This window comes from Streptomyces sp. NPDC043896 (assembly GCF_056435605.1).
On record NZ_JBWKEE010000004.1, the window covers coordinates 96,659 to 117,761 of the forward strand.

Annotated in this window: 15 protein-coding genes; 11 read left to right on the forward strand and 4 right to left on the reverse strand. The window is 74.0% G+C overall.

The window, feature by feature from the left end; translation table 11 throughout:
- Positions 1–176: 176 nt before the first annotated feature.
- From AC069X_RS06950 to AC069X_RS06975, 6 genes are all read left to right on the forward strand, one after another.
- Complete coding sequence (locus tag AC069X_RS06950; RefSeq protein ID WP_478725921.1) at positions 177–2,498, forward strand: glycogen debranching N-terminal domain-containing protein; 2,322 nt, start codon at positions 177–179, stop codon at positions 2,496–2,498.
- A 126-nt stretch (positions 2,499–2,624) separates the two neighbouring features.
- Entirely contained in the window at positions 2,625–3,371 is a 747-nt protein-coding gene (locus AC069X_RS06955) for an NUDIX hydrolase (RefSeq protein WP_478725922.1), read from the forward strand.
- Positions 3,372–3,535: 164 nt separating this feature from the next.
- Positions 3,536–5,566 carry an ATP-binding cassette domain-containing protein gene (locus AC069X_RS06960; protein WP_478725924.1) on the forward strand — a complete coding sequence of 677 codons (2,031 nt, stop codon included), beginning with the start codon at positions 3,536–3,538 and terminating at the stop codon, positions 5,564–5,566.
- Between the two features lie 147 nt (positions 5,567–5,713).
- Positions 5,714–6,655: a FadR/GntR family transcriptional regulator gene (locus tag AC069X_RS06965; protein ID WP_478725926.1), complete on the forward strand. Its 942-nt coding sequence runs from the start codon at positions 5,714–5,716 to the stop codon at positions 6,653–6,655.
- Positions 6,656–7,032: 377 nt separating this feature from the next.
- Complete coding sequence (locus AC069X_RS06970; protein WP_478725928.1) at positions 7,033–8,607, forward strand: RNA polymerase sigma factor; 1,575 nt, start codon at positions 7,033–7,035, stop codon at positions 8,605–8,607.
- A 273-nt stretch (positions 8,608–8,880) separates the two neighbouring features.
- A complete protein-coding gene (locus AC069X_RS06975; protein ID WP_478725930.1) occupies positions 8,881–9,735 on the forward strand; it encodes a serine protease in 855 nt (284 codons plus the stop codon).
- A 198-nt stretch (positions 9,736–9,933) separates the two neighbouring features.
- Here the strand turns inward: AC069X_RS06975 and AC069X_RS06980 are convergent, their stop codons facing one another.
- Positions 9,934–10,167: a DUF7455 domain-containing protein gene (locus AC069X_RS06980; RefSeq protein ID WP_007267009.1), complete on the reverse strand. Its 234-nt coding sequence runs from the start codon at positions 10,165–10,167 to the stop codon at positions 9,934–9,936.
- Between the two features lie 447 nt (positions 10,168–10,614).
- Here AC069X_RS06980 and AC069X_RS06985 point away from each other — a divergent pair, with 447 nt between their 5' ends.
- The 3 genes from AC069X_RS06985 to AC069X_RS06995 all read left to right on the forward strand — a co-directional run bounded on the left by AC069X_RS06985 (position 10,615) and on the right by AC069X_RS06995 (position 15,016).
- On the forward strand, positions 10,615–12,735 hold the full coding sequence (locus tag AC069X_RS06985; RefSeq protein ID WP_478725932.1) for a DNA gyrase/topoisomerase IV subunit B: 2,121 nt from the start codon (positions 10,615–10,617) through the stop codon (positions 12,733–12,735).
- A 185-nt stretch (positions 12,736–12,920) separates the two neighbouring features.
- Positions 12,921–13,427, forward strand: a complete 507-nt coding sequence (locus AC069X_RS06990) for a DUF485 domain-containing protein (protein WP_478725934.1) — start codon at positions 12,921–12,923, stop codon at positions 13,425–13,427.
- Positions 13,424–15,016: a solute symporter family protein gene (locus tag AC069X_RS06995; protein ID WP_478725936.1), complete on the forward strand. Its 1,593-nt coding sequence runs from the start codon at positions 13,424–13,426 to the stop codon at positions 15,014–15,016. The genes AC069X_RS06990 and AC069X_RS06995 overlap by 4 nt, the downstream gene beginning before the upstream one ends.
- Before the next feature lie 27 nt (positions 15,017–15,043).
- Here AC069X_RS06995 and AC069X_RS07000 read toward each other — a convergent pair whose 3' ends face one another.
- The 3 genes from AC069X_RS07000 to AC069X_RS07010 form a co-directional block, all read right to left on the reverse strand.
- Positions 15,044–15,742 (reverse strand): DUF7342 family protein, encoded by a 699-nt coding sequence (locus AC069X_RS07000; RefSeq protein WP_478725938.1) that lies wholly within the window; start codon positions 15,740–15,742, stop codon positions 15,044–15,046.
- Positions 15,739–17,355, reverse strand: a complete 1,617-nt coding sequence (locus AC069X_RS07005) for a sensor histidine kinase (RefSeq protein ID WP_478725940.1) — start codon at positions 17,353–17,355, stop codon at positions 15,739–15,741. Before AC069X_RS07005 ends, AC069X_RS07000 begins: the two co-directional genes overlap by 4 nt.
- Before the next feature lie 75 nt (positions 17,356–17,430).
- Positions 17,431–18,696, reverse strand: coding sequence for a citrate synthase (locus AC069X_RS07010; protein ID WP_478725941.1), 1,266 nt, complete (start codon positions 18,694–18,696; stop codon positions 17,431–17,433).
- 70 nt (positions 18,697–18,766) lie between these two features.
- Here AC069X_RS07010 and AC069X_RS07015 point away from each other — a divergent pair, with 70 nt between their 5' ends.
- Positions 18,767–19,918 (forward strand): citrate synthase, encoded by a 1,152-nt coding sequence (locus AC069X_RS07015; protein WP_478725943.1) that lies wholly within the window; start codon positions 18,767–18,769, stop codon positions 19,916–19,918.
- Between the two features lie 14 nt (positions 19,919–19,932).
- Positions 19,933–21,093 (forward strand): CobW family GTP-binding protein, encoded by a 1,161-nt coding sequence (locus tag AC069X_RS07020; RefSeq protein ID WP_478725945.1) that lies wholly within the window; start codon positions 19,933–19,935, stop codon positions 21,091–21,093.
- The last annotated feature ends 10 nt before the right edge of the window (positions 21,094–21,103 follow it).

Below are 21,103 nucleotides of genomic sequence, written 5' to 3' on the forward strand. Positions count from 1 at the left end.
GGCGGCTGAGGGGCGCCGCGGGCGCGGCCCTGCGCCGGGGCCGGCCCACCCGGTGCGGGCAGCCGCCAGCGGGGCCCGTGACCCGGGCGGGGGTGGGGGCGTTCAGCTGGGGGGTGGTGGGGGCCCGGCCGCGCCGCCGCCCCGCAGAACCGGCCGGAGCGCAGACAAGGCGGCACATGGCTCCCCCCGTACCCGAGACCGGCCCGCCCGGGCCCCCTCCCACCCCAGCGCCCCGCCCGCCGGACTCCCCGCCAGGGCACCCGGCGGCGCGCCCGCCGGACGGTCCGGCGGGGCCTTCGTCGGGGGCGGGTTCCGGGCAGCTGCCGGTGCGGGCACCAGGGCTGCTGGCCGGGGGCGGTGGCGGTGCGTCCGGTGGCGGTGCCGGTGGGTCCGGTGGGTCCGGTGGTGGTGCCGGCGGAGGCGGTCCGGCGGGGTCGACGCGAGGTGCCGGTGCGGGTGCTGGTGTCGGGCTGGCCGGGCAGTCGGCTGGTGCTGGTGCTGGTGCTGGTGCTGGTGCTGGTGCTGGTGCTGGTGCTGGTGGTGCCGGGGTTGGGCGGCGGGTGGAGTTGCCGCCGGTGCACGGAGCCGTCATCTGCGTCGCCGCGCCCTGCCTCGTCATCTCGCCCGAGCACGGTCAGCTGACCGGGCGCGGGATCGACGGGATCTACCGCTCCGGTCGGCGCCTGCTGTCCCGCTGCGTGCTGCGCGTCGCCGGCCGGGACCCGGTCGCCCTCCAGGGCCGCAGCCTCGGCGCGGACCGGGCCGTCTTCACCGCCACCGTCCGCACCGGCGTCGAGCCCGGACCGGACCCCGACATCGGGGTGGAGCGGATCCGTCACGCCGACGGCACCGAGCGCATCACCGTCCGCAGCTTCGCCGCCCGTCCCCTGCGCCTGCCCGTCGAGGTCTCCCTCGGTACCGACCTGGCCGACCTGGCCGCGGTGGCCGCCGGCCGCGCCGGCCCGGAGCTCGCCGCCGGGGTGCACGCGGCGGGCCTGCGCTGGAGCACCGGCGACGCCCTGGCCGTCACCACCGCCGAACCGGCCCCGGACGACTGCCTGGCCTCGGCCGGGCTGCTGCGGTGGGAACTGGAACTGGGCCCGGGCGAGTCCCGCGGCATCGAACTGCGCACCACCCGCGACCGCACCGCCCGCGCCCCCGCCGGGCAGGTGGCGAACCCCCTCGCCGCAGCCCGCGCCGAGGGGGACGACCCGAGGGCCGACGCCTGGTTCCGCACCAGCGTCGAAGACCTCCGGGCCCTGCTCCTGCGAGACCCCGGGGCACCGGGCGACGCCTTCGCGGCGGCGGGAGTGCCGTGGCGGCTCGGGCTGGCCCCGGCGGAGTCGCTGTGGGCCGCGCGAATGGCGCTCCCGCTCGGCACCGGACTGGCCGCCGCCACGCTGCGGACCCTGGCCCGCGCCCAGACCGGGGGACGCGGCCCGGACGCGGGCAAGATCCCGGGTCCGCTCAGGGCCGCCGGGCCGCAGCTTCCCCCGGGATGCACCGGGACGGAAGCCACCCTCGGCTTCCCGGCGGTGCTCGCCGAAACGCGGCGGTGGGGCCTGCCCGAGGAGGACGTGGCCCGGCTGCTGCCCGTCGCGGAGCGCTGCCTGGACTGGCTGCGCGGGGCGCTGGGGGAGGACGGCTTCCTGGCCGACCCCGACCCGGGGCCGCGCCGCTGCGAGACCCAGGCCCACGCACACCGGGCCGCGCTCCTCGGCGCCGACCTGCTGGACGGGTGCGGGCGCGGAGGAGCGGGGGAGTGGCGGGAATGGGCGGCCGCGCTGCGGGAGAGGTTCCGGGCCCGGTTCTGGATCGACGGTCCCGACGGGGGCCGCCCCGCCGCCGCCCTGCATCCCGACGGCAGGCCGCTGCCCCGGCTGACCGGAGCCGCCGCACACCTGCTGGACACGGGCCTGCTGGGCGGGGGGCGGCTCGCGCAGGGGCTGCTGGACCCCGTCCGCACCGAACAGCTCGCCCGGCTGCTCGGAGCCCCCGCCATGGACTCGGGGTGGGGGCTGCGGAGCATGGCGGCCCGGGAACCGGGGCACAACCCCTACGGCCACCGGTCCGGAGCGGTCCGGGCGCATGAGAGCGCCGTCGCCGTGGCCGGGCTGGTCCAGGCGGGCTTCGAGAAGGAGGCCTCCGGTCTGCTGCGCGGCCTCCTCGACGCGGCGGAGGCCTTCGGGTACAGGCTGCCGGAGATGTACGCCGGCGAGCAGCGCACCGAGGGCAGCACGCCCCTGCCGCATCCGGCGGCCTGCCGCCCCGCCGCCGTGGCCGCGGCCGCCGGGATCCACGCGCTCACCGCCCTCGCCGGGATCCGCCCGGACGCCCCGGCGGGCACGGTCGCCGTGACCCCCCGGGCGGGCGCCCCCCTCGGAGCCCTGCGCCTCTCCGGGCTGCGGGTGGCGGGAGAGCCGTTCACCGTCCGGATCGGCCGCCTCGGCGTCGGCATGGTGGAGGAGGCCGCGGATGGACTGCAACTGGGAGGCTGAGCGGAGGCCCGTCCGCCGGCCGCGCGTGTCCGCCCTGCTCGGCAGGATCCGGACTGGGGTCCAGATCACCGTCTCCGGGATCACCAAAGGACTGTTTATCGTCAGGCAGACGACTATGATCGCGGCATGTCGCCCTACGACCCGTCGGCCTTTCCGCCCTTCGCCGTCACCGTCGACCTGGTCGTGCTCACCGTGCGGCGCCACGCGCTCTGCGCGCTGGTCGTACGACGGGGTGAGCAGCCCTTCCAGGGGCGCTGGGCGCTGCCCGGCGGCTTCGTGCGCGGGGACGAGGACCTCGCGGGCGCCGCGGCCAGGGAGCTCTCCGAGGAGACCGGGCTGTGCGCGCACGACCCGGCCGCGCCCGGCGTGGACAACGGCGCTCACCTCGAACAGCTCGCCACCTACGGGGACCCGCAGCGCGACCCCCGGATGCGGGTGGTCAGCGTGGCGCACCTGGTCCTCGCGCCCGACCTCCCGGCACCGCGGGCCGGAGGCGACGCCAACAGCGCCCGCTGGGCCCCCGTCGACGAACTGCTGGAAGGCCCCGACCAGGCCCCCGCCGGGCTCGCCTTCGACCACGCGCGGATCCTCGCCGACGGCGTCGAGCGGGCCCGCTCGAAGATCGAGTACTCCTCCCTGGCCACCGCCTTCTGCCCGCCCGAGTTCACCGTCGGCGAGCTGCGCCGGGTGTACGAGGCGGTGTGGGGCGTGGCGCTCGACCCGCGTAACTTCCACCGCAAGGTCACCGGGACCCCCGGGTTCCTGGTGCCCGCCGGGGGGACGACCACCCGTCAGGGCGGGCGGCCCGCCCAGCTGTTCAGGGCCGGCGGCGCGACCCTGCTCAACCCGCCGATGCTGCGTCCCGAGGTCTGAGCCGCCGGGGCCCGGCCGGTGGCACCCTCCGCCTTCCGGGTGCCGGCGGGCGGCGATGCCGACGGGGACACGGGCCGGTTGCGCAGAAAATCGGACATATCGCGTTATCTTGCATGCGGTACCCACGCTGCCGCAGAGCGGTCTCACACCCCGCGAGAGAAGCGATGCTCCAGGCCATCGGACTCACCAGCACACCCCGTCGAAACCTCCCGCCCCTCGTGGACGACCTCACCTTCGAGGCCCGCCCGGGGTGCGTGACCGCCCTGCTCGGAGAGCCGGGCTCGGGCAAGACCACCGCACTGCGGCTCATGCTCGAACTCGAACCGGGCCGTGGCGTCACCTACTTCCGCGGCCGTCCGCTGCACCGGATCCCGCATCCCGCCCGCGAGGTCGGAGTCCTCCTCGGCGACGTCCCCGGCCACCCCGCGCGGACGGTCCGCGGCCAGCTGCGGATGCTCTGCGCCGCCGTCGGCGTCCCGGCCTCCCGCGCCGACGCCATGATGGAGGTCGTCGGCATCGGCGGCCTGCGCGACCAGCGGCTCGGCTCGCTCTCGGCCGGCATGGACCGCCGGCTCGGGCTGGCGGCGGCCATGCTCGCCGACCCCTGCACCCTGCTCCTGGACGAACCCACCGCAGGGCTGGCCCCCCGGGAGCGAGCCTGGCTGCACGGGCTGCTGCGCGGCCACGCCTCCCTCGGCGGCGCCGTGCTCTTCACCACCGACGACGCGAAGGAGGCCGCCCGCAGCGCGGACCGGGTCGTCTCCATCGCCGCGGGCCGGCTGGTCGCCGACCAGGACGCCGGGGACTTCGCGCGCACCCGGCTGCGGCCGCGGGTGGCCGTGCGCACCCCGCACGCCGCCCGGCTGGCCGACGTACTGGGCCGCGAGGCCAGGGCGGCGCACCGCGTGGTGGAGATCGTCGAGGAGAGCGGCAGCCGGCTCTCCGTGTACGGGAGCAACTGCGCGGAGGTCGGGGAGGCGGCCTTCCGGCACGGCGTACTGGTGCACCAGCTCGCGGACGAGACCGGCGACACCGGAGCGCCCGTCCCGCCCGTGCCGCAGGCCCGTACGCGGACCGGCGCCGGGATCCGGGTCGAGGCCCGGGTGGAGGCCGCCGCGCAGGTCCGCACCGGACCGGCCGGCGTCGGGGCCGGCGGGGACGCGGGCGGGCGGAACGCCCGCCGGCCCGCTGCCGAGAACGCCGCCGCGCTGCGCGCCGAGCCGGCCGCCGAGCCCCCGCCCGCCCCCGGCACGGCACCCGCTCCGCCCCCCGCGCCCGCCTCCGGGGCCGGATCCGGCGGCTCCTCCGGATCCGGCACCGCCTCAGGCCCCGGGGCCGCCGGGCGGGGCCGGGCGTTCGCGCGGCGGGCCAGGGGCGCCCGCCCTGACAGTCCCGCGCGCCCGGCCCCCGCCGTGCGCCGCCTCGGCGGTCCGCTGCGTCCGCTGCGCTACGAGCTGCGCCGCGTCTTCGGCACCGCCACCCCCTTCCTCACGGCCGCCCTCGTCATCGCCGTCTCCGCCGCCACCGCGCTCGTGCTCGCCCGCACCGGCCACGCCTCGCAGAACCGGACCCTCGCCGCCTGGCCGGAGCTGTTCCCGCTGCCGCCCGCCGCGCTGGGCGCCGGGCTGCTGGGCGCCCTCGCCTTCGGCGAGGAGTACCGCTACCCCGCACTCGCGGCCGACCGGGGCACCGTGCCACGCAGGCTGGGGCTGCTCACCGCCAAGCTCGGCGTGTGCGCCGCCCTCGCCCTCCTGCTCGGCGCCCTCGCGGTCGCCGCCGACGCCGCCGCGCTCCGCCTGGTCTTCGGGTCGGCACCGCTGCGCGCCCCGGCGGAGTGGCTGGCTCCGGCCGCGAGTTGGGCGGGGCTGCTGGTCGGCTGCGCCTGGGCCGGGGTGCTCGCGTCGGCCGTCTTCCGGTCCGCCACCGTGGGCCTGGCCGCCGTGCTCGCCGTACCGGTGATGGTCGTACCGCTGGTGCGCAAGGTCCTGGAGGGCCAGTCCGCGTACCCGGCGAGCGGAGTCGCCTCCCGGCTGCGGGCCCTCGCCTCCGCGCCCTGGCCGCCCGAGGGGGACCGCTACGTGCTGGGGGCCCTTCGGGTGATGGCCCAACCCGTCGGCGCCGCGCTGGTGTTGTCGTTGATGGTCCTGTTGTGCGCCTATGGGTTCACAGGACTGCGCACCCGAGTCCGTTGGTGATCGTTCCGATGCGGGAGGCGACTGAGGGCTGACCGGAGAAGACCGCTTCGCGCGAAATCACGCGAAGCGGACCGCAACTCCCCGCAAAAGGCCCGGTTCCTTACGATAAGGCGTCAATTGCGTAGGTGGCACCGATCACCCTTTCGTGTGCTTTTCACCAAAGACCTCAAGGGTCATGGAGGCACGGCCGACAAAGGATTCGTGAGTACCCTTGCGCACACCATGATGACCGCCGCCCGCCATGCCGACACCGGCCTCGCCGGCCCGGGCGAACTCGACCGCTACCCCTACGCGGAGGCCGCCGGATCCGACCGGGTCGGACCACCCCACTGGGACGGCGCCGACGTCGAGTTGAGCCGCGTCGGCCGCCGGGCGGCCGGCAGCCGCGGCCGCGGACTGCACGGCCAACTCGTCCAGCAGCTCGGCCAGATGATCGTCTCCGGCGACCTCGGCGCGGACCGTCCCCTGGTCCCCGAGGAGATCGGCCAGCGCTTCGAGGTCTCCCGCACCGTCGTCCGCGAGTCGCTGAGGGTCCTGGAGGCCAAGGGCCTCGTCAGCGCCCGCCCCAACGTGGGCACGCGCGTCCGGCCGGTCGCCGACTGGAACCTCCTCGACCCCGACATCATCGAGTGGCGCGCCTTCGGGCCGCAGCGCGACGACCAGCGCCGCGAGCTCAACGAGCTCCGCTGGACGATCGAGCCGCTCGCCGCCCGCCTCGCCGCCGGCCACGACCGCCCGGACATCCAGCAGCGCCTCTCCGACATGGTCGAGATCATGGGCCACGCCCTGGGTCAGGGTGACGCGATCACCTTCGCGCGCGCCGACAACGAGTTCCACGCCCTCCTGATCCAGGTCGCGGGCAACCGCATGCTGGAGCACCTCTCCGGCATCGTCTCCGCCGCCCTCCAGGTTTCCGGCAGCCCGGTCACCTCCTGCGACCGCCCCAGCGAAACCTGTGTGGCGCACCACGCGCGCATGGTCGAGGCCCTGGCCTCCGGCGACGGCGCCGGAGCCGAGAGCGCCATGCGCCAGCTCCTGACGGTGCATCCGGAGGTCGAGCGCGTGGTCCCCGCCCCGCGCGAGCACTGACGCTCCGACGCACGGGGGCGTGGGAGCGCACCACCGGTCGCCGGGTCCCTTCGGGCCCGGCGACAGCGGCGTAAGGACAGCGGCGCAAGGGAACCGTGGGCCGCTGCGTACGACTGCGAAACGGGCACGTTCGCGCACTCGGTGTGACACAGGCCACGAAGAGGTGTAAGGGGGCTCGAAGATTGGGCGTAACGCTCCGCGACGTCACGCGATGACCTAAGAGGTGATGGCCGACGGAGGGAAGACAGCAGCCCTTGGGGGTGCTGTGCAGCTCCCCGGCCCCTGCCCGCGCCCCCCGGCCCATCCCCAGTCGGTGGTCGTCGGCTCCGGTCCAGCACCAGGCCGGGGTCGGAAGCCGTTCCCATCGTTCCGAGAGGTTGTTCGTGTCGGCCAGCACATCCCGTACGCTCCCGCCGGAGATCGCCGATTCCGAGTCTGTGATGGCGCTCATCGAGCGGGGCAAGGCCGAGGGGCAGATCGCCGGCGATGACGTGCGTCGGGCCTTCGAGGCTGACCAGATTCCTGCGACCCAGTGGAAGAATGTTCTGCGCAGCCTCAACCAGATCCTCGAGGAAGAGGGTGTGACGCTGATGGTCAGTGCCGCGGAGTCGCCCAAGCGCACCCCACGCAAGAGCGTCGCAGCGAAGACTCCCGCGAAGCGGACGGCGACGAAGACCGTCGCGGCCAAGACGGCGGCCGCCCCGGCAGCGGCCGACACCGCCGCGGAAGCCGGGGCGCCGGACCCCGACACCGCCGACGCGCTCGCCGGGGAGCCCGCAGCCGAGCCCGCCGCGAAGAAGACGGCGGCGAAGAAGACCGCCAAGAAGGCCGCGCCGGCCAAGAAGACCGCCGCGAAGAAGACGGCGGCCAAGAAGACCGCCGCCAAGAAGGACGCCGACGAGGGCGAGGAAGAAGTCCTCGACGAGGGCCCCGACGCCGCGAAGGCGGAGGCCGAGGAGGAGGACGAGGGCGGCGAGAACAAGGGCTTCGTCATCTCCGACGACGAGGACGACGCCCCCGCCCAGCAGGTCGTCGTGGCGGGCGCCACCGCGGACCCCGTCAAGGACTACCTCAAGCAGATCGGCAAGGTGCCGCTCCTCAACGCCGAGCAGGAGGTCGAGCTCGCCAAGCGCATCGAGGCGGGCCTGTTCGCCGAGGACAAGCTGGCGAACTCCGACAAGCTGGCGCCCAAGCTCAAGCGCGAACTGGAGATCATCGCCGAGGACGGCCGCCGCGCCAAGAACCACCTGCTGGAGGCCAACCTCCGCCTCGTGGTCTCCCTCGCCAAGCGCTACACCGGCCGCGGCATGCTCTTCCTGGACCTGATCCAGGAGGGCAACCTGGGTCTGATCCGCGCGGTGGAGAAGTTCGACTACACCAAGGGCTACAAGTTCTCCACGTACGCGACCTGGTGGATCCGCCAGGCGATCACCCGCGCCATGGCCGACCAGGCCCGCACCATCCGCATCCCGGTGCACATGGTCGAAGTGATCAACAAGCTCGCCCGCGTACAGCGCCAGATGCTCCAGGACCTGGGCCGCGAGCCCACCCCGGAGGAGCTCGCCAAGGAACTCGACATGACCCCCGAGAAGGTCATCGAGGTCCAGAAGTACGGCCGCGAGCCGATCTCCCTGCACACCCCGCTCGGCGAGGACGGCGACAGCGAGTTCGGCGACCTCATCGAGGACTCCGAAGCGGTCGTCCCGGCCGACGCCGTGAGCTTCACGCTCCTGCAGGAGCAGCTCCACTCGGTGCTCGACACGCTCAGCGAGCGCGAGGCCGGCGTGGTCTCGATGCGCTTCGGACTGACCGACGGCCAGCCCAAGACCCTCGACGAGATCGGCAAGGTCTACGGGGTCACCCGTGAGCGCATCCGCCAGATCGAGTCCAAGACCATGTCGAAGCTGCGCCACCCGTCGCGTTCGCAGGTCCTGCGCGACTACCTGGACTGAGCCGTACCGCGGGGCCGGGGCCGGGCACGGTCCCGGCCCCCGTACCGAGGCCTCAAGCGGACGTCGAAGGTCCTTCGACGCGTCGTGGACGCCCCTTCGACCGGTGCGCGGCGCCTTCCTCCGCCTCGCCGGCCGCCAGGACCGCTTCCGGCGCCCCCGGCCGGCTCCGTGGGGCGGGACCCGCCGTGCGCGGGGGACGGCCGCGCAGGTGCGCGCCGACCCGGGTCATCCCACTCTGGGTGTAATCGAGCACACTCAGAGTCAGGAGGCCTCATGCGTCGTCCCTTCGCCCGTGTCCTGGCGGGCGCTCTGACCCTGGTGGCGGGAGCGGCCGCGGCGCCGCTGGCCCAGGCGCCCAGGGTGGCCGCGGACAGCGTCGTCATAGGCGGGAGCCCGGTGCGGGTGGCCGACAGTCCGTGGGTCGTGGCCCTCGCCAGCCGTGACCGGTTCGGGGGTATCCGCGACGGGCAGTTCTGCGGGGGCGTCCTCGTCGCACCGACCACCGTCGTCACGGCGGCGCACTGCCTGGGCCGCCAGGTGCTGGGAGGGCCGGTCGAATCAGTCGCCGACTTCCGCGTCATCACCGGGCGTACGGAGCTCCGCGCGCCCGAGGGCCGGGAGATCGCGGTGCGCGGGGCCCGGGTGAACCCGGCGTACGACCCCGGGACCAACGCCGGGGACCTCGCCGTGCTGGAGCTCGCCGAAGCGGTGCCGGCGGACCACGTGCTCCCCATGGCCGGACCCGGGAGCCCCGCCTACGAGGCGGGTACCGAGGCGGCCGTGTACGGCTGGGGCGACACCAGCGGCTTCGGCGACTACGCCTACGGGCTGCGGGCGGCGCGGGTCACCGTCCTGGCGGACGAGGTCTGCCGGCGGGCGTACCCGGGGGACTCGGACGGTCAGTACCGGGAGGACTCCATGGTGTGCGCGGGCGACAGCGCGGGCGGCAAGGACGCCTGCCAGGGTGACAGCGGCGGGCCCCTGGTGGCCCAGGGGCGGCTCATCGGACTCGTGTCCTGGGGCCGCGGCTGCGGGCGCGCCGACAGCCCGGGCGTATACACCCGGATGGCCCCGCTGGTCGGGTTCGTGAGCGGGCCCGAGAGGGCCGTGCGGCCGGGCGGGGTCTAGGGCACCGAAGGGGATGCCCCGAGGGGCTCCAGGCGCCCCGTACGGCCCCTGGAGGGTGCTGTGGGCCGAGGGGCCGGGTCCCGGAGGGGAAGAGTGCCCCGGATATGAGGACGGGCGGCGTCCCTGGGTCTCAGAGATGCCGCCCGTCGACCGGCCTGGCCGGTCCTGGCTCGTCGGATGCGAGGTTCAGGCCTTGTGTCAGCGGTCCTCGTCGGCCGCACTGGCGGCCGGAGCGGACGTAAGCCGCTCGGTCTCATCCTGTATTTCCGCGGCGATCTTCTTGAGTTCCGGCTCGAACTTACGCCCGTGGTGGGCGCAGAAGAGCAGTTCACCACCGCTCAGGAGGACGACGCGCAGATATGCCTGGGCGCCGCAACGGTCGCATCGGTCAGCGGCCGTCAGCGGGGTCGCGGGTGTCAGAACAGTAGTCACGTCGCCTCTTCTCTAGCTCGACGAGCTGTCGTACCAGGGTCAACATCCAACCAGGCCGAAAACGTTCCCGCTCGCGGCTTTTCCTCGAAACTTCCTTCCGAAGCTGGCCGGCTGCTGCCGGTTGGCGGCGAAGGAGCCGTATTGCGTTGCTTTACGGTTTCGCGTTGTCAGTCGTTCGCTTGTAGCAGTTCTCGTCCTCCCCGGCGTGAGTGCCGGTTGTTCATGAGGACGTGCCCGAACCCTAAATGGTTCATGCGTGGAAGGGAACGTGATGTTTGCTTCACCCCCACGGGGGATCGAACACCCGTGCGGATCTGCACTAGGCTGTGGAACCCACGAGGGTGGCGTTGCATCGGCTCTACCAGGCCTCGGTACCCTTCGACCGGCGACCCAGCCACCCCTGCGCCCGACCGGGCCAGAAAAGAAATTCAGCGAGGAGCGAACTGCGTGACCGCCGACACGTCCGTGCCTTCCAGCGCGCTGCTGTCCGGAGCAGACCGGGACGGTTCCAACTACACCGCGCGGCACCTGCTCGTCCTCGAAGGCCTCGAGGCCGTCCGCAAGCGCCCCGGCATGTATATCGGCTCCACCGACAGCCGAGGCCTGATGCACTGCCTCTGGGAGATCATCGACAATTCCGTCGACGAGGCCCTGGGCGGCTACTGCGACCACATCGAGGTGATCCTCCACGACGACGCCTCGGTCGAGGTCCGCGACAACGGCCGGGGCATCCCGGTCGACGTCGAGCCCAAGACCGGCCTGTCCGGCGTCGAGGTCGTCATGACCAAGCTGCACGCCGGCGGCAAGTTCGGCGGCGGCTCCTACGCGGCCTCCGGCGGTCTGCACGGCGTCGGCGCCTCCGTGGTGAACGCCCTGTCCTCCCGCCTCGACGTCGAGGTCGACCGCGGCAGCTCCACGCACGCCATCAGCTTCCGGCGCGGAGTCCCCGGGCTCTTCACCGAGCAGGGCCCCGACAGCCCCTTCGACCCGGCGAACGGCCTGCGCAAGGTCAAGCGCATCGCCAAGGGCAAGACGGGCACCCGGATCCGCTACTGGGCCGACCGGCAGATCTTCCTCAAGGACGCCCGGCTCTCCCTGGAGAACCTCTACCAGCGCGCCCGCCAGACCGCCTTCCTCGTCCCCGGCCTGACCATCGTCGTCCGCGACGAGCGCGGCATCGACGGCGCCGGCAAGACCGAGGAGACCTTCCGCTTCGACGGGGGCATCAGCGAGTTCTGCGAGTACCTCGCCCAGGACAAGGCCGTCTGTGACGTGCTGCGCCTGACCGGCACGGGCACCTTCAAGGAGACCGTCCCGGTCCTGGACGACCGCGGCCACATGACCCCCACCGAGGTCACCCGCGAGCTGGGCGTCGACATCGCCCTGCGCTGGGGCACGGGGTACGAGACCGGCGTCAGGTCCTTCGTGAACATCATCGCCACCCCCAAGGGCGGCACCCACGTCACCGGGTTCGAACGCTCGGTCACCAAGACCGTGAACGAGGTGCTGCGCTCCGCGAAGCTGCTGCGCGTCGCCGAGGACGACGTGGTCAAGGACGACGCGATGGAGGGCCTGACGGCCGTCGTCACCGTCCGTCTCGCCGAGCCGCAGTTCGAGGGCCAGACCAAGGAGGTCCTCGGCACCTCCGCGGCCACCCGGATCGTGGCCGCCGTCGTCGCCAAGGAGCTCAAGGCCTTCCTGACCTCCACCAAGCGCGACGACAAGCAGCAGGCCCGCGCCGTGATGGAGAAGATCGTCGCGGCCGCCCGGACCCGGATCGCCGCCCGCCAGCACAAGGAGGCGCAGCGCCGGAAGACCGCGCTGGAGTCCTCCTCGCTGCCGGCCAAGCTGGCCGACTGCCGCAGCGACGACGTGGACCGCAGCGAGCTCTTCATCGTCGAGGGCGACTCCGCGCTCGGCACGGCCAAGCTCGCGCGGAACTCGGAGTTCCAGGCACTGCTGCCGATCCGGGGCAAGATCCTCAACGTCCAGAAGTCCTCGGTCTCGGACATGCTCAAGAACGCCGAGTGCGGCGCGATCATCCAGGTCATAGGAGCCGGCTCGGGCCGCACCTTCGACATCGACGCCGCGCGCTACGGGAAGATCGTCCTGCTCGTCGACGCCGACGTGGACGGCGCCCACATCCGCTGCCTGCTGCTCACGCTGTTCCAGCGGTACATGCGCCCGATGGTCGAGGCGGGCCGGGTCTTCGCGGCCGTGCCGCCGCTGCACCGGATCGAGCTGGTCCAGCCGAAGAGGGGCCAGGACAAGTACGTCTACACGTATTCGGACAACGAGCTGCGCCAGACCCTGCTGGAGTACCAGCGCAAGAACATCCGGTACAAGGACGCCATCCAGCGCTACAAGGGCCTCGGCGAGATGGACGCGGACCAGCTGGCGGAGACCACGATGGACCCCCGCCACCGCACCCTGCGCCGGATCAACATCGGCGACCTGGACTCCGCCGAGCAGGTCTTCGACCTGCTCATGGGCAATGAGGTCGCCCCGCGCAAGGAGTTCATCACCGGCTCCGCGGCGACCCTCGACCGCTCCCGCATCGACGCCTGACCCGGGCGCGGTACCGGCCGGCGGAGGCCGGTACCGCCGATGCGGAAACTGCGTTCCGGCACACCGGTGCCCGTCGTTCCATCACCTGAAGGGGTGAAGAGCACCGGGACATCAGTCCGGAAACCGACCATCCGGCACATCCTTGTGGGCACGCGGCCAATGCGGCGGCGGACAAGGAGAGTTCGGTGGACAAGCACGAAGGTCGTGATGCCGGAACGATCCGGTTGGACGACCCCTGGTACGACGCGCTGGCCGTGGGCTGGGGCGAGGGTGAGGGCGCGGACCCGGTCCCGGCCCCGGCCGCCCCGGCGGGGCGGCCGGCGCCCCGCGCATCCGACATCTACCTCGAAGTGCAGCGCAGCGCCGCCTTCCAGGAGGTCCGCGGCCGGTACCGAAGGTTCGTCGTCCCCGCGACCGCCGGCTTCTTCCTCTGGTACGTCGCCTACGTGGTCACCGCCACGACGGCCCCGGAGCTCATGGCCCGGCCCGTGGCCGGCGCGGTCAACGTGGCCCTCCTGGCGGGCCTCGGCCAGTTCCTCAGCACCTTCCTGCTGACCTGGGCGTACGCCCGGCACGCGCGCCTGCGCCGGGACCGGGCCGCCCTCGACCTGCGCTGGACGGTCTTCGAGCAGGAGCGCGTACAGGAGCGTGCGCAGGAGCGGATGCAGACATTCCGGGGGGAGGGGGCGTGACCACCGAACACCAGACGCTCGCGCTGATCCTCTTCAGCCTCTTCATCGCGGTCACCCTCGGCATCACCACCTGGGTCAGCCGCAACCGGCACGGCTCCGCCGAGGAGTTCTACGCGGGCGGGCGGCTCTTCTCCCCTATGGAGAACGGTTTCGCCATCGCCGGCGACTACATGTCCGCCGCCTCCTTCCTGGGGATCTCCGGGCTGATCGCCCTCTTTGGCTACGACGGCCTGCTCTACTCCGTCGGCTTCCTCGTCGCCTGGCTGGTCGTCCTGTTCCTGGTCGCCGAACTGGTGCGCAACTGCGGCCGGTTCACCCTCGCCGACGTCGTCGCCGCCCGGATGAGCGAGCGGCCCGTGCGGATCGCCGCCGGGACCTCCTCGGTCGTCGTCTCCGTTCTCTACCTGGTCGCGCAGATGGTCGGGGCGGGCAGCCTGGTCGGGCTGCTGCTCGCGGACTCGGGCCCCGCCGCCCGGACCCTGACCGTGATCGGGGTGGGCGCGCTGATGGTGGTCTACGTGACCTTCGGCGGAATGCGGGCCACCACCTGGATCCAGATCGTCAAGGCGGTGCTGCTGATGGGCGGGGCCGTCACCCTGACCGTGCTCGTCCTGCTCCGCTTCCACGGGAACCTCGACCAGCTGCTCACCGGCGCCGCCGAGCGCAGCGGGCACGGGGCCCGCTTCCTGAGCCCCGGCCTCAAGTACGGCGGGGACTGGACGTCCCGGTTCGACTTCATGAGCCTCGGCCTCGCGCTGGTCCTGGGCACCGCGGGGCTGCCCCACATCCTGTCGCGCTTCTACACCGTGCCCACCGCGCGGGCGGCCCGCCGGTCGGTGGTGTGGGCGATCGCGCTGATCGGGGGCTTCTACCTGATGACCGTCGTCCTCGGCTTCGGGGCGGCCGCGCTGGTCGGTCCCGACGCGGTGCGCGCCTCGAACGCCTCGGGGAACACCGCCGTACCGCTGCTGGCGGCCTTCCTCGGCGGGGGTGCCGAGTCCACCGGGGGCGCGGTGCTGTTCGCCCTCGTGGCCGCCATCGCCTTCGCGACCATCCTGGCCGTGGTCGCCGGGATCACCCTGGCCTCCTCGGCCTCCGTCGCGCACGATCTGTACGCCTCCCTCAAGCGGCGCCGTGCCCGGCAGCGCAGCGAGGTGGCGGTGGCCCGGGTCGCGGCCGTCGGGATCGGGGCGGTGGCCATCGCGCTGGGGCTGCTCGCCCAGGACCTGAACGTCGCCTTCCTGGTGGGGCTGGCCTTCGCCGTGGCGGCCTCGGCCAACCTGCCGGTGCTGCTGTACTCGCTGTTCTGGCGGGGCTTCACCACGCGGGGGGCGGTCTGGTCGGTGTACGGGGGGCTGGTGCCGGCGGTGCTGCTGGTGGCCCTTTCGCCCGTGGTGTCCGGCAGCCCCGAATCCCTCTTCCCGGGCGTGGACTTCCAGTACTTCCCGCTGCAGAACCCGGGGATCGTCTCGATCCCGCTCGGCTTCCTGGCCGGCTGGCTGGGTACGGTCACCTCCGCCGAGGAGCCGGACGAGCGCAAGCACGCCGAGACTGAGGTGCGGTCCCTGACGGGGGCCGGTGCGGTGTGACGGCCGCCGTGCGCGCCGGGCGGCCGGCTAGCCGGCGTCCGAGGGGCGCCAGGCGTAGCGGTGTTCGGGGCGGCCGGTCTCACCGTAGCGCAGGGCCAGCGTGACGCGGCCGGCGCGGTCCAGGAGCTTCAGGTAACGCTGGGCGGTCTGCCGGCTGATCCCGGCGCGGTCGGCGATCTGCTGGGTGGACAGCGGGCCTTCGGCCGCGCGCAGCACCTGGCGGACCAGTTCCGCGGTGGTGGGGGAGTGGCCCTTGGGGAGCTCGTTCGGGGTGCCGGCGGCGGCGAGGGCCCCGAAGATCCGGTCGACCTCGGCCTGTTCGGCCTCGCCGCCACCGGAGAGGGAACGGCGCAGGGAGGCGTAGGCCTCCAGCTTGGCGCGCAGTCCGGCGAAGGTGAACGGCTTGACCAGGTACTGCAGGGCGCCGAGCCGCATGGCCGCCTGGACGGTGGCCAGGTCCCGGGCGGCCGTGACCATGATCACGTCGGTGTGGTGGCCCAGCTGGCGCAGGCGGCGCACCAGGTCGAGGCCGTTCTCGTCGGGGAGGTAGTGGTCGAGGAGGACCAGGTCCACCGGGAGGGCGGTGAGGAAGTCCAGGGCCTCGGCCGCCGAATGGACCTCGCCGCGGACCTGGAACCCGGGAACCTTCGCCACGTACGCCGCGTTGATCCTGGCAACACGCATGTCGTCGTCGACGACCAATACGTGGATCGGGGTGTCGCTCATCGCAGGGCCTCCGGGAGTACGACGGAGAACTCCGCCCCTCCGTCCTCTGCTTCACCGGCCCGGGCGCTGCCGCCCTGCCGCTCCGCGAGGCGGCGTACGAGGGCCAGCCCGAGCCCTCGCTCGCGGTGGGCCTTGGGCTGCTTGGTCGACCAGCCTTCGGTGAAGATCTCCTCGCGCCGGCCGGCGGGGATCCCGGGGCCGCTGTCGCGCACCCGCAGCACGGCGGTGCGTCCCTCCGCGCGGATGTCGACCTCGACCAGGGGCGCGGCCGAGCCGGCCGCCGCGTCCAGGGCGTTGTCGACGAGGTTGCCGAGGATCGTGACGAGGCCGCCCGGGTCCACCAGGCGGTCGGGGAGGAGGGCGGCCGGTGCGAGGCGCAGCGCGACGCCGCGCTCGGCGGCGACGGTGGCCTTCCCCACCAGCAGGGCCGCCAGCAGGGGGTCGTGGACCCGCTCGGTGACCTGTTCGGCGGTGGTGCGGTGGACGCCGACGACCTCGGTGACGAAGGCGGCGGCTTCCTCGGGCAGGCCCAGTTCGAGGAGGCCGAGGAGGGTGTGGAGGCGGTTGGCGTGCTCGTGGTCCTGGGCGCGCAGGGCGTCGATCAGACCCTTCGTCGAGTCCAGTTCGCGGCCCAGGTGCTCGACCTCGGTGCGGTCGCGCAGGGTGGCGACGGCGCCGCCGTCCGCGGTGGGCATCCGGTTGGCGACGAGGACGCGCGGGCCCTGGACGGTGAGCAGGTCGCGGCCGGTGACCCGGCCGGTCAGGACGTCGCTGGTGCGGCCCGGGCCCAGGACCTCGTCCAGCGGCCGTCCGGTGAGGGCGTCGGGGCGGTCCGGGGCGAGGCCCAGCAGCCGGGCGGCCTCGTCGTTGACGAGCCGGACCCGGTCGTCGGGGTCGAGGGCGATGACGCCCTCGCGGATGGAGTGCAGCATGGCCTCGCGCTCCGCGAGGAGGCCCGCGATATCGGAGAAGGCGAGGTCACGGGTCTGCCGCTGGATCCGTCGGGACAGCAGGTAGGCGGCCAGCGCACCGGCGGCCAGGGCGCCGCCCGCGTAGGCGAGCAGGCCGGGGATGGCGCCGAGCAGCCGGTCGCGGACGCTGTCGTAGGCGATGCCGACCGAGACGGCGCCGACGATCTCCCCGTCGGCGGCGACGAGGGGGACCTTGCCGCGGGCGGAGCGGCCGAGGGTGCCCTCGTCGATCTCCATCACCTCGTGGCCGGCGAGGACGTCGCCCGGGTCGGTGGAGACCGGGCGGCCGATCCGGTCGGGGCTGGGGTGGGAGCGGCGGATGCCGTCCAGGCCGAGGACCACCACGTACTCGGCCCCGGTCGCCCGGCGGATCCGCTCGGCCGCGGACTGCACGGGTCCGTCCGCCGCCGGCCCGGACCGCAGGACGTCGGCGGCCAGGGACGGGTCCGCCGCCGCGCTCTGGGCGATGGCCAGGGCCCGGCGCATCGCCTGGTCGTCCAGCTGGCTGCTCAGGGGGGCCAGGAAGAGCCCGGTCGCCAGGACGGCGACCCCGGCCGCGATGGCCAGCTGGGTCAGCAGGATCTGCGAGACGGCCCGTCTGGGGAGCCCGAGGCGGCGAGCACTCGTGGGGAGGAACCGCATGACTAGCACGGTAGGTCGGCCGGGGCGGAAGCGGAATTTCCCCGGTCTATGAGAAGGCCCACCCGGAGGGGCACGTCAGGGCAGCGGGCGGGGCGGGCGCGGGCCGGTGTAGTGGCCGCTGGGGCGCATGCGCAGGGGGCGTTCCTGGTACTCCTCCAGGGCGTGCGCGATCCAGCCCGCCGTCCGGGCGACCGCGAAGACCGTCTCTCCGGCCTCCGCGTCCATCCCGCAGGACACGGTGAGCACCGCCAGCGCCAGGTCCACGTTGGGGTGCAGCCCGTGCCGGGCCGTCACCGCCGCCACGTCGCGCGCCGCGGCCAGCGCCGGGGCGGCCTGCGGGAGCTCCTCCAGCCGCCCGAACAGGGCCCGCGCCCTCGGGTCCTCGCCCCGGTACAGCCGGTGGCCGAGCCCGGGGACCCGCCGCCCCGCGCGCAGGTGCTCCGCCACCACGGGCGCGGCGCCGCCCCGCTCCAGGACCTCCGCCAGCATCCGGTGCGCGAGCCGCCCGGCGGCCCCGTGCAGGGGGCCCTCCAGCGCGCCGAGGCCGGCCGAGACCGCGGCGTACGGGTGGGCCCGCGCCGAGGCGGCCACCCGCACCGCGAGGGTGGAGGCGGCCAGGTCGTGGTCGACCAGCAGGGCCAGAGCCAGGTCCAGGGCGTCCACGGCCGCCGGGTCGGGCGCGTGCCCGGTCAGCCGGGACCACAGGGCGCGGGCGGTCCGCCCGTCGCCGCCGGTGCCGCCGTCCGGGGCGGGGTCCGGCCCGGGCAGGGCGCCGACCAGCGTCGGGATCAGGCAGCGCGCGGAGTCCAGTACCGCCTCCTCGGAGAGGTCGAAGCGCAGCGGGTCCACCACCGCCGCGGCGGCGACCGCCACCCGCAGCCGGTCGAGCGGGCCGCTGTGCGCGGGCAGCGCGGCCACTGCCCGCCGGGCGGCGGCGAGGGCCTCCGGGGGAGCGGTGAACCGGGCGCCTTGGGGCAGGCTCCCCGTCCAGAGCCACTCGGCGACCTCCTCGTAGGCGTACCGCGCGGCCAGCTCGACGGCGTCGACGCCCCGGAGGAAGTACCGGTCGGCCTCGATGAGGGTGAGCGAGGTGCGTACGGCGAGTTCCCCGGCCGGGACCGCGGCCTCCCGCCGGCTGCGCCGGGCCAGCGCCTCCACCTCGCGCGCGTCGAAGGTGCTGCCCCGCCCGGCCGCGTCGCGGCGGCTGCCGAGCTGGCCCCGGCTGACGTACGCGTACACGGTCGCGGGCTTCACCCCGAGGAGCTGCGCCGCCTCCTGGGTGGTGAGCCGTCTCTCGGTGGCCGCCTCGGCGGGGTGGTCGCCGGCGTGGTCGTCACTCATGACACCCACCCTACATATATTGATTCAATCAACATTGACATCGATCCATTCAAGGATGGATGGTCGATCCATGAACACCACCGTCGAAGTACCCCGCGGTCTCGCGGGAGTCGTGGTCACCGAGACGCAGCTCGGTGACGTCCGGGGCCGCGAGGGCTTCTACCACTACCGCCAGTACTCGGCCGTCGAGCTCGCCGCGAGCCGCACGTTCGAGGACGTGTGGCACCTGATGTTCCGCGGCACGCTCCCCGCCGACGCCGCGGAGCGGGCCGCCTTCGCCGCCGGGATCGCCCCGCTGCGGCACCTGCCCGCCGAGGTCCGCGACGCCCTTCCCGCCCTCGCCCGCGCCACCGCCCTCTCGGGACCGCTCGCCGGGCTGCGCACCGCGCTCTCGCTGCTCGGCGCCTGCTCAGGATTCCGCCCGGTGTACGACATCGGCCACGAGCGCCGGGCCGCCGACGCGCTCGCCGCCTGCGCCGCCGTACCCACCCTGCTCACCGCCCTGCACCGGCTGGGGCAGGGCCTGGAACCGGTCGAGCCGCGCGACGACCTGCCGTACGCCGCCAACTACCTCTGGATGCTGACCGGCACCGAGCCCGACCCGGCGAAGACCCGCGCCGTCGAGCGGTACCTGATCTCCACCGTCGACCACGGCTTCAACGCCTCCACCTTCACCGCCCGCGTCATCGCCTCCACCGGCGCCGACGTCGCGGCCTGCCTCACCGGCGCGGTCGGCGCGCTCTCCGGCCCGCTCCACGGAGGGGCGCCCAGCCGGGCCCTGGACACCCTCGACGCCATCGCCGCGGTGGACCGCATCGGGCCGTGGATCCGGGAGCGGGTCCTCGCCGGGGACCGGATCATGGGCTTCGGGCACCCCGTGTACCGCACCGAGGACCCGCGTTCACGCATGCTGCGGGACATCGCCCGGCAGTTCGGCGGGCCGCTCGTGGACTTCGCCGTCGAGGTCGAGCGGCAGGTGGAGGAGATCCTCGCCGAGCTCAAGCCGGGCCGTGAGCTGCACACCAACGTGGAGTTCTACGCCGGCGTCGTCATGGAGCTGTGCGGGCTGCCGCGCGAGATGTTCACCCCGACCTTCTGCGCGGCGCGGGTGGTGGGCTGGAGCGCGAACGTCCTGGAGCAGGCCGCCGACTCGAAGATCATCCGCCCGGCCGCCCGCTACACCGGCCCGACCCCGCCGCACCCGGTGCCCGTCCTGGGCTGACTACGATCGTCCGGGTGAACAGCGTCCAGCCCATTCCCGTCGTGGTCCTCGCCGGATTCCTCGGCTCCGGCAAGACCACGCTCCTCAACCACCTCCTCGCCAACCGGGGCGGCACCCGGATCGGGGTCGTCGTCAACGACTTCGGCTCGATCGAGATCGACGCGATGTCGGTGGCCGGGCAGGTCGGCGACTCGATGGTCTCCCTCGGCGGGGGCTGCCTGTGCTGCGCCGTCGACGGCAGCGAGCTGGACGCGTACCTGGAGAAGCTCGCCGCGCCCGTCCACCGCATCGACGTGATCGTCATCGAGGCCAGCGGGCTCGCCGAGCCCCAGGAGATGGTCCGGATGCTGGTGGCCAACGAGAACCCGGCGATCCGCTACGGCGGCCTGGTGCAGGTCGTCGACGCGGCGGAGTTCGACCGGACCCGTGCCGCGCACCCGGAGACCGACCGCCACCTCTCCGTCGCCGACCTGGTGGTGCTCAACAAGACCGACCGGGTGGGCGCCGACGAACGCTCCCGGATCGAGGGGGAGCTCGCCGCGCTCTGCGCCCCGGGGACGCCGCTCGTCGGCGCGGACCACGGGCGGATCGACCCGGAGCTGCTCTTCGACCGCCGGCCCTGGACCGAGACCCGGGGCCAGCTGTCCTTCGAGGACCTCATCGCGGAGGCGGAGGAACACGAGGGCCACGACGGCCACGACGGCCACGCCCACGCCCGCTACGAGAGCGTCGAGTTCACCTCCGGCCAGGCCCTGTCCCCGCGCCGCCTCATCGACTTCCTCGACCGGCGCCCGGCGGGCCTCTACCGGATCAAGGGCTTCGTCTGGTTCGGCGTGCCCGGCCACGAGGAACGGTACGAGGTCCACGCGGTCGGCCGCTTCCTGAGGTTCGGCCCCGGCCCCTGGGGGCGGGGCGAGCCCCGCCGCACGCAGCTCGTCCTGATCGGCTCCGGCATCGACGGGCCGGGCCTGCTGCGCGAGCTGGAGGCCTGCCGGGAACCGGCCCCGCACGAGGCCCGCCCCGAGAGCATGTGGGCGGTCCTGCGCTACGTCCCCCGGCAGGCGCCGCCCGCCCCCTCCGACCCCTCGGCGCGGGAAGACCCCTTCTCACCGGAGGGCCCCTTCTCACCGGAGGGCCCCTTCTCTCCGGAGGGCCCCTTCGCGCAGGAGCCCTGAGCCCCTGGGC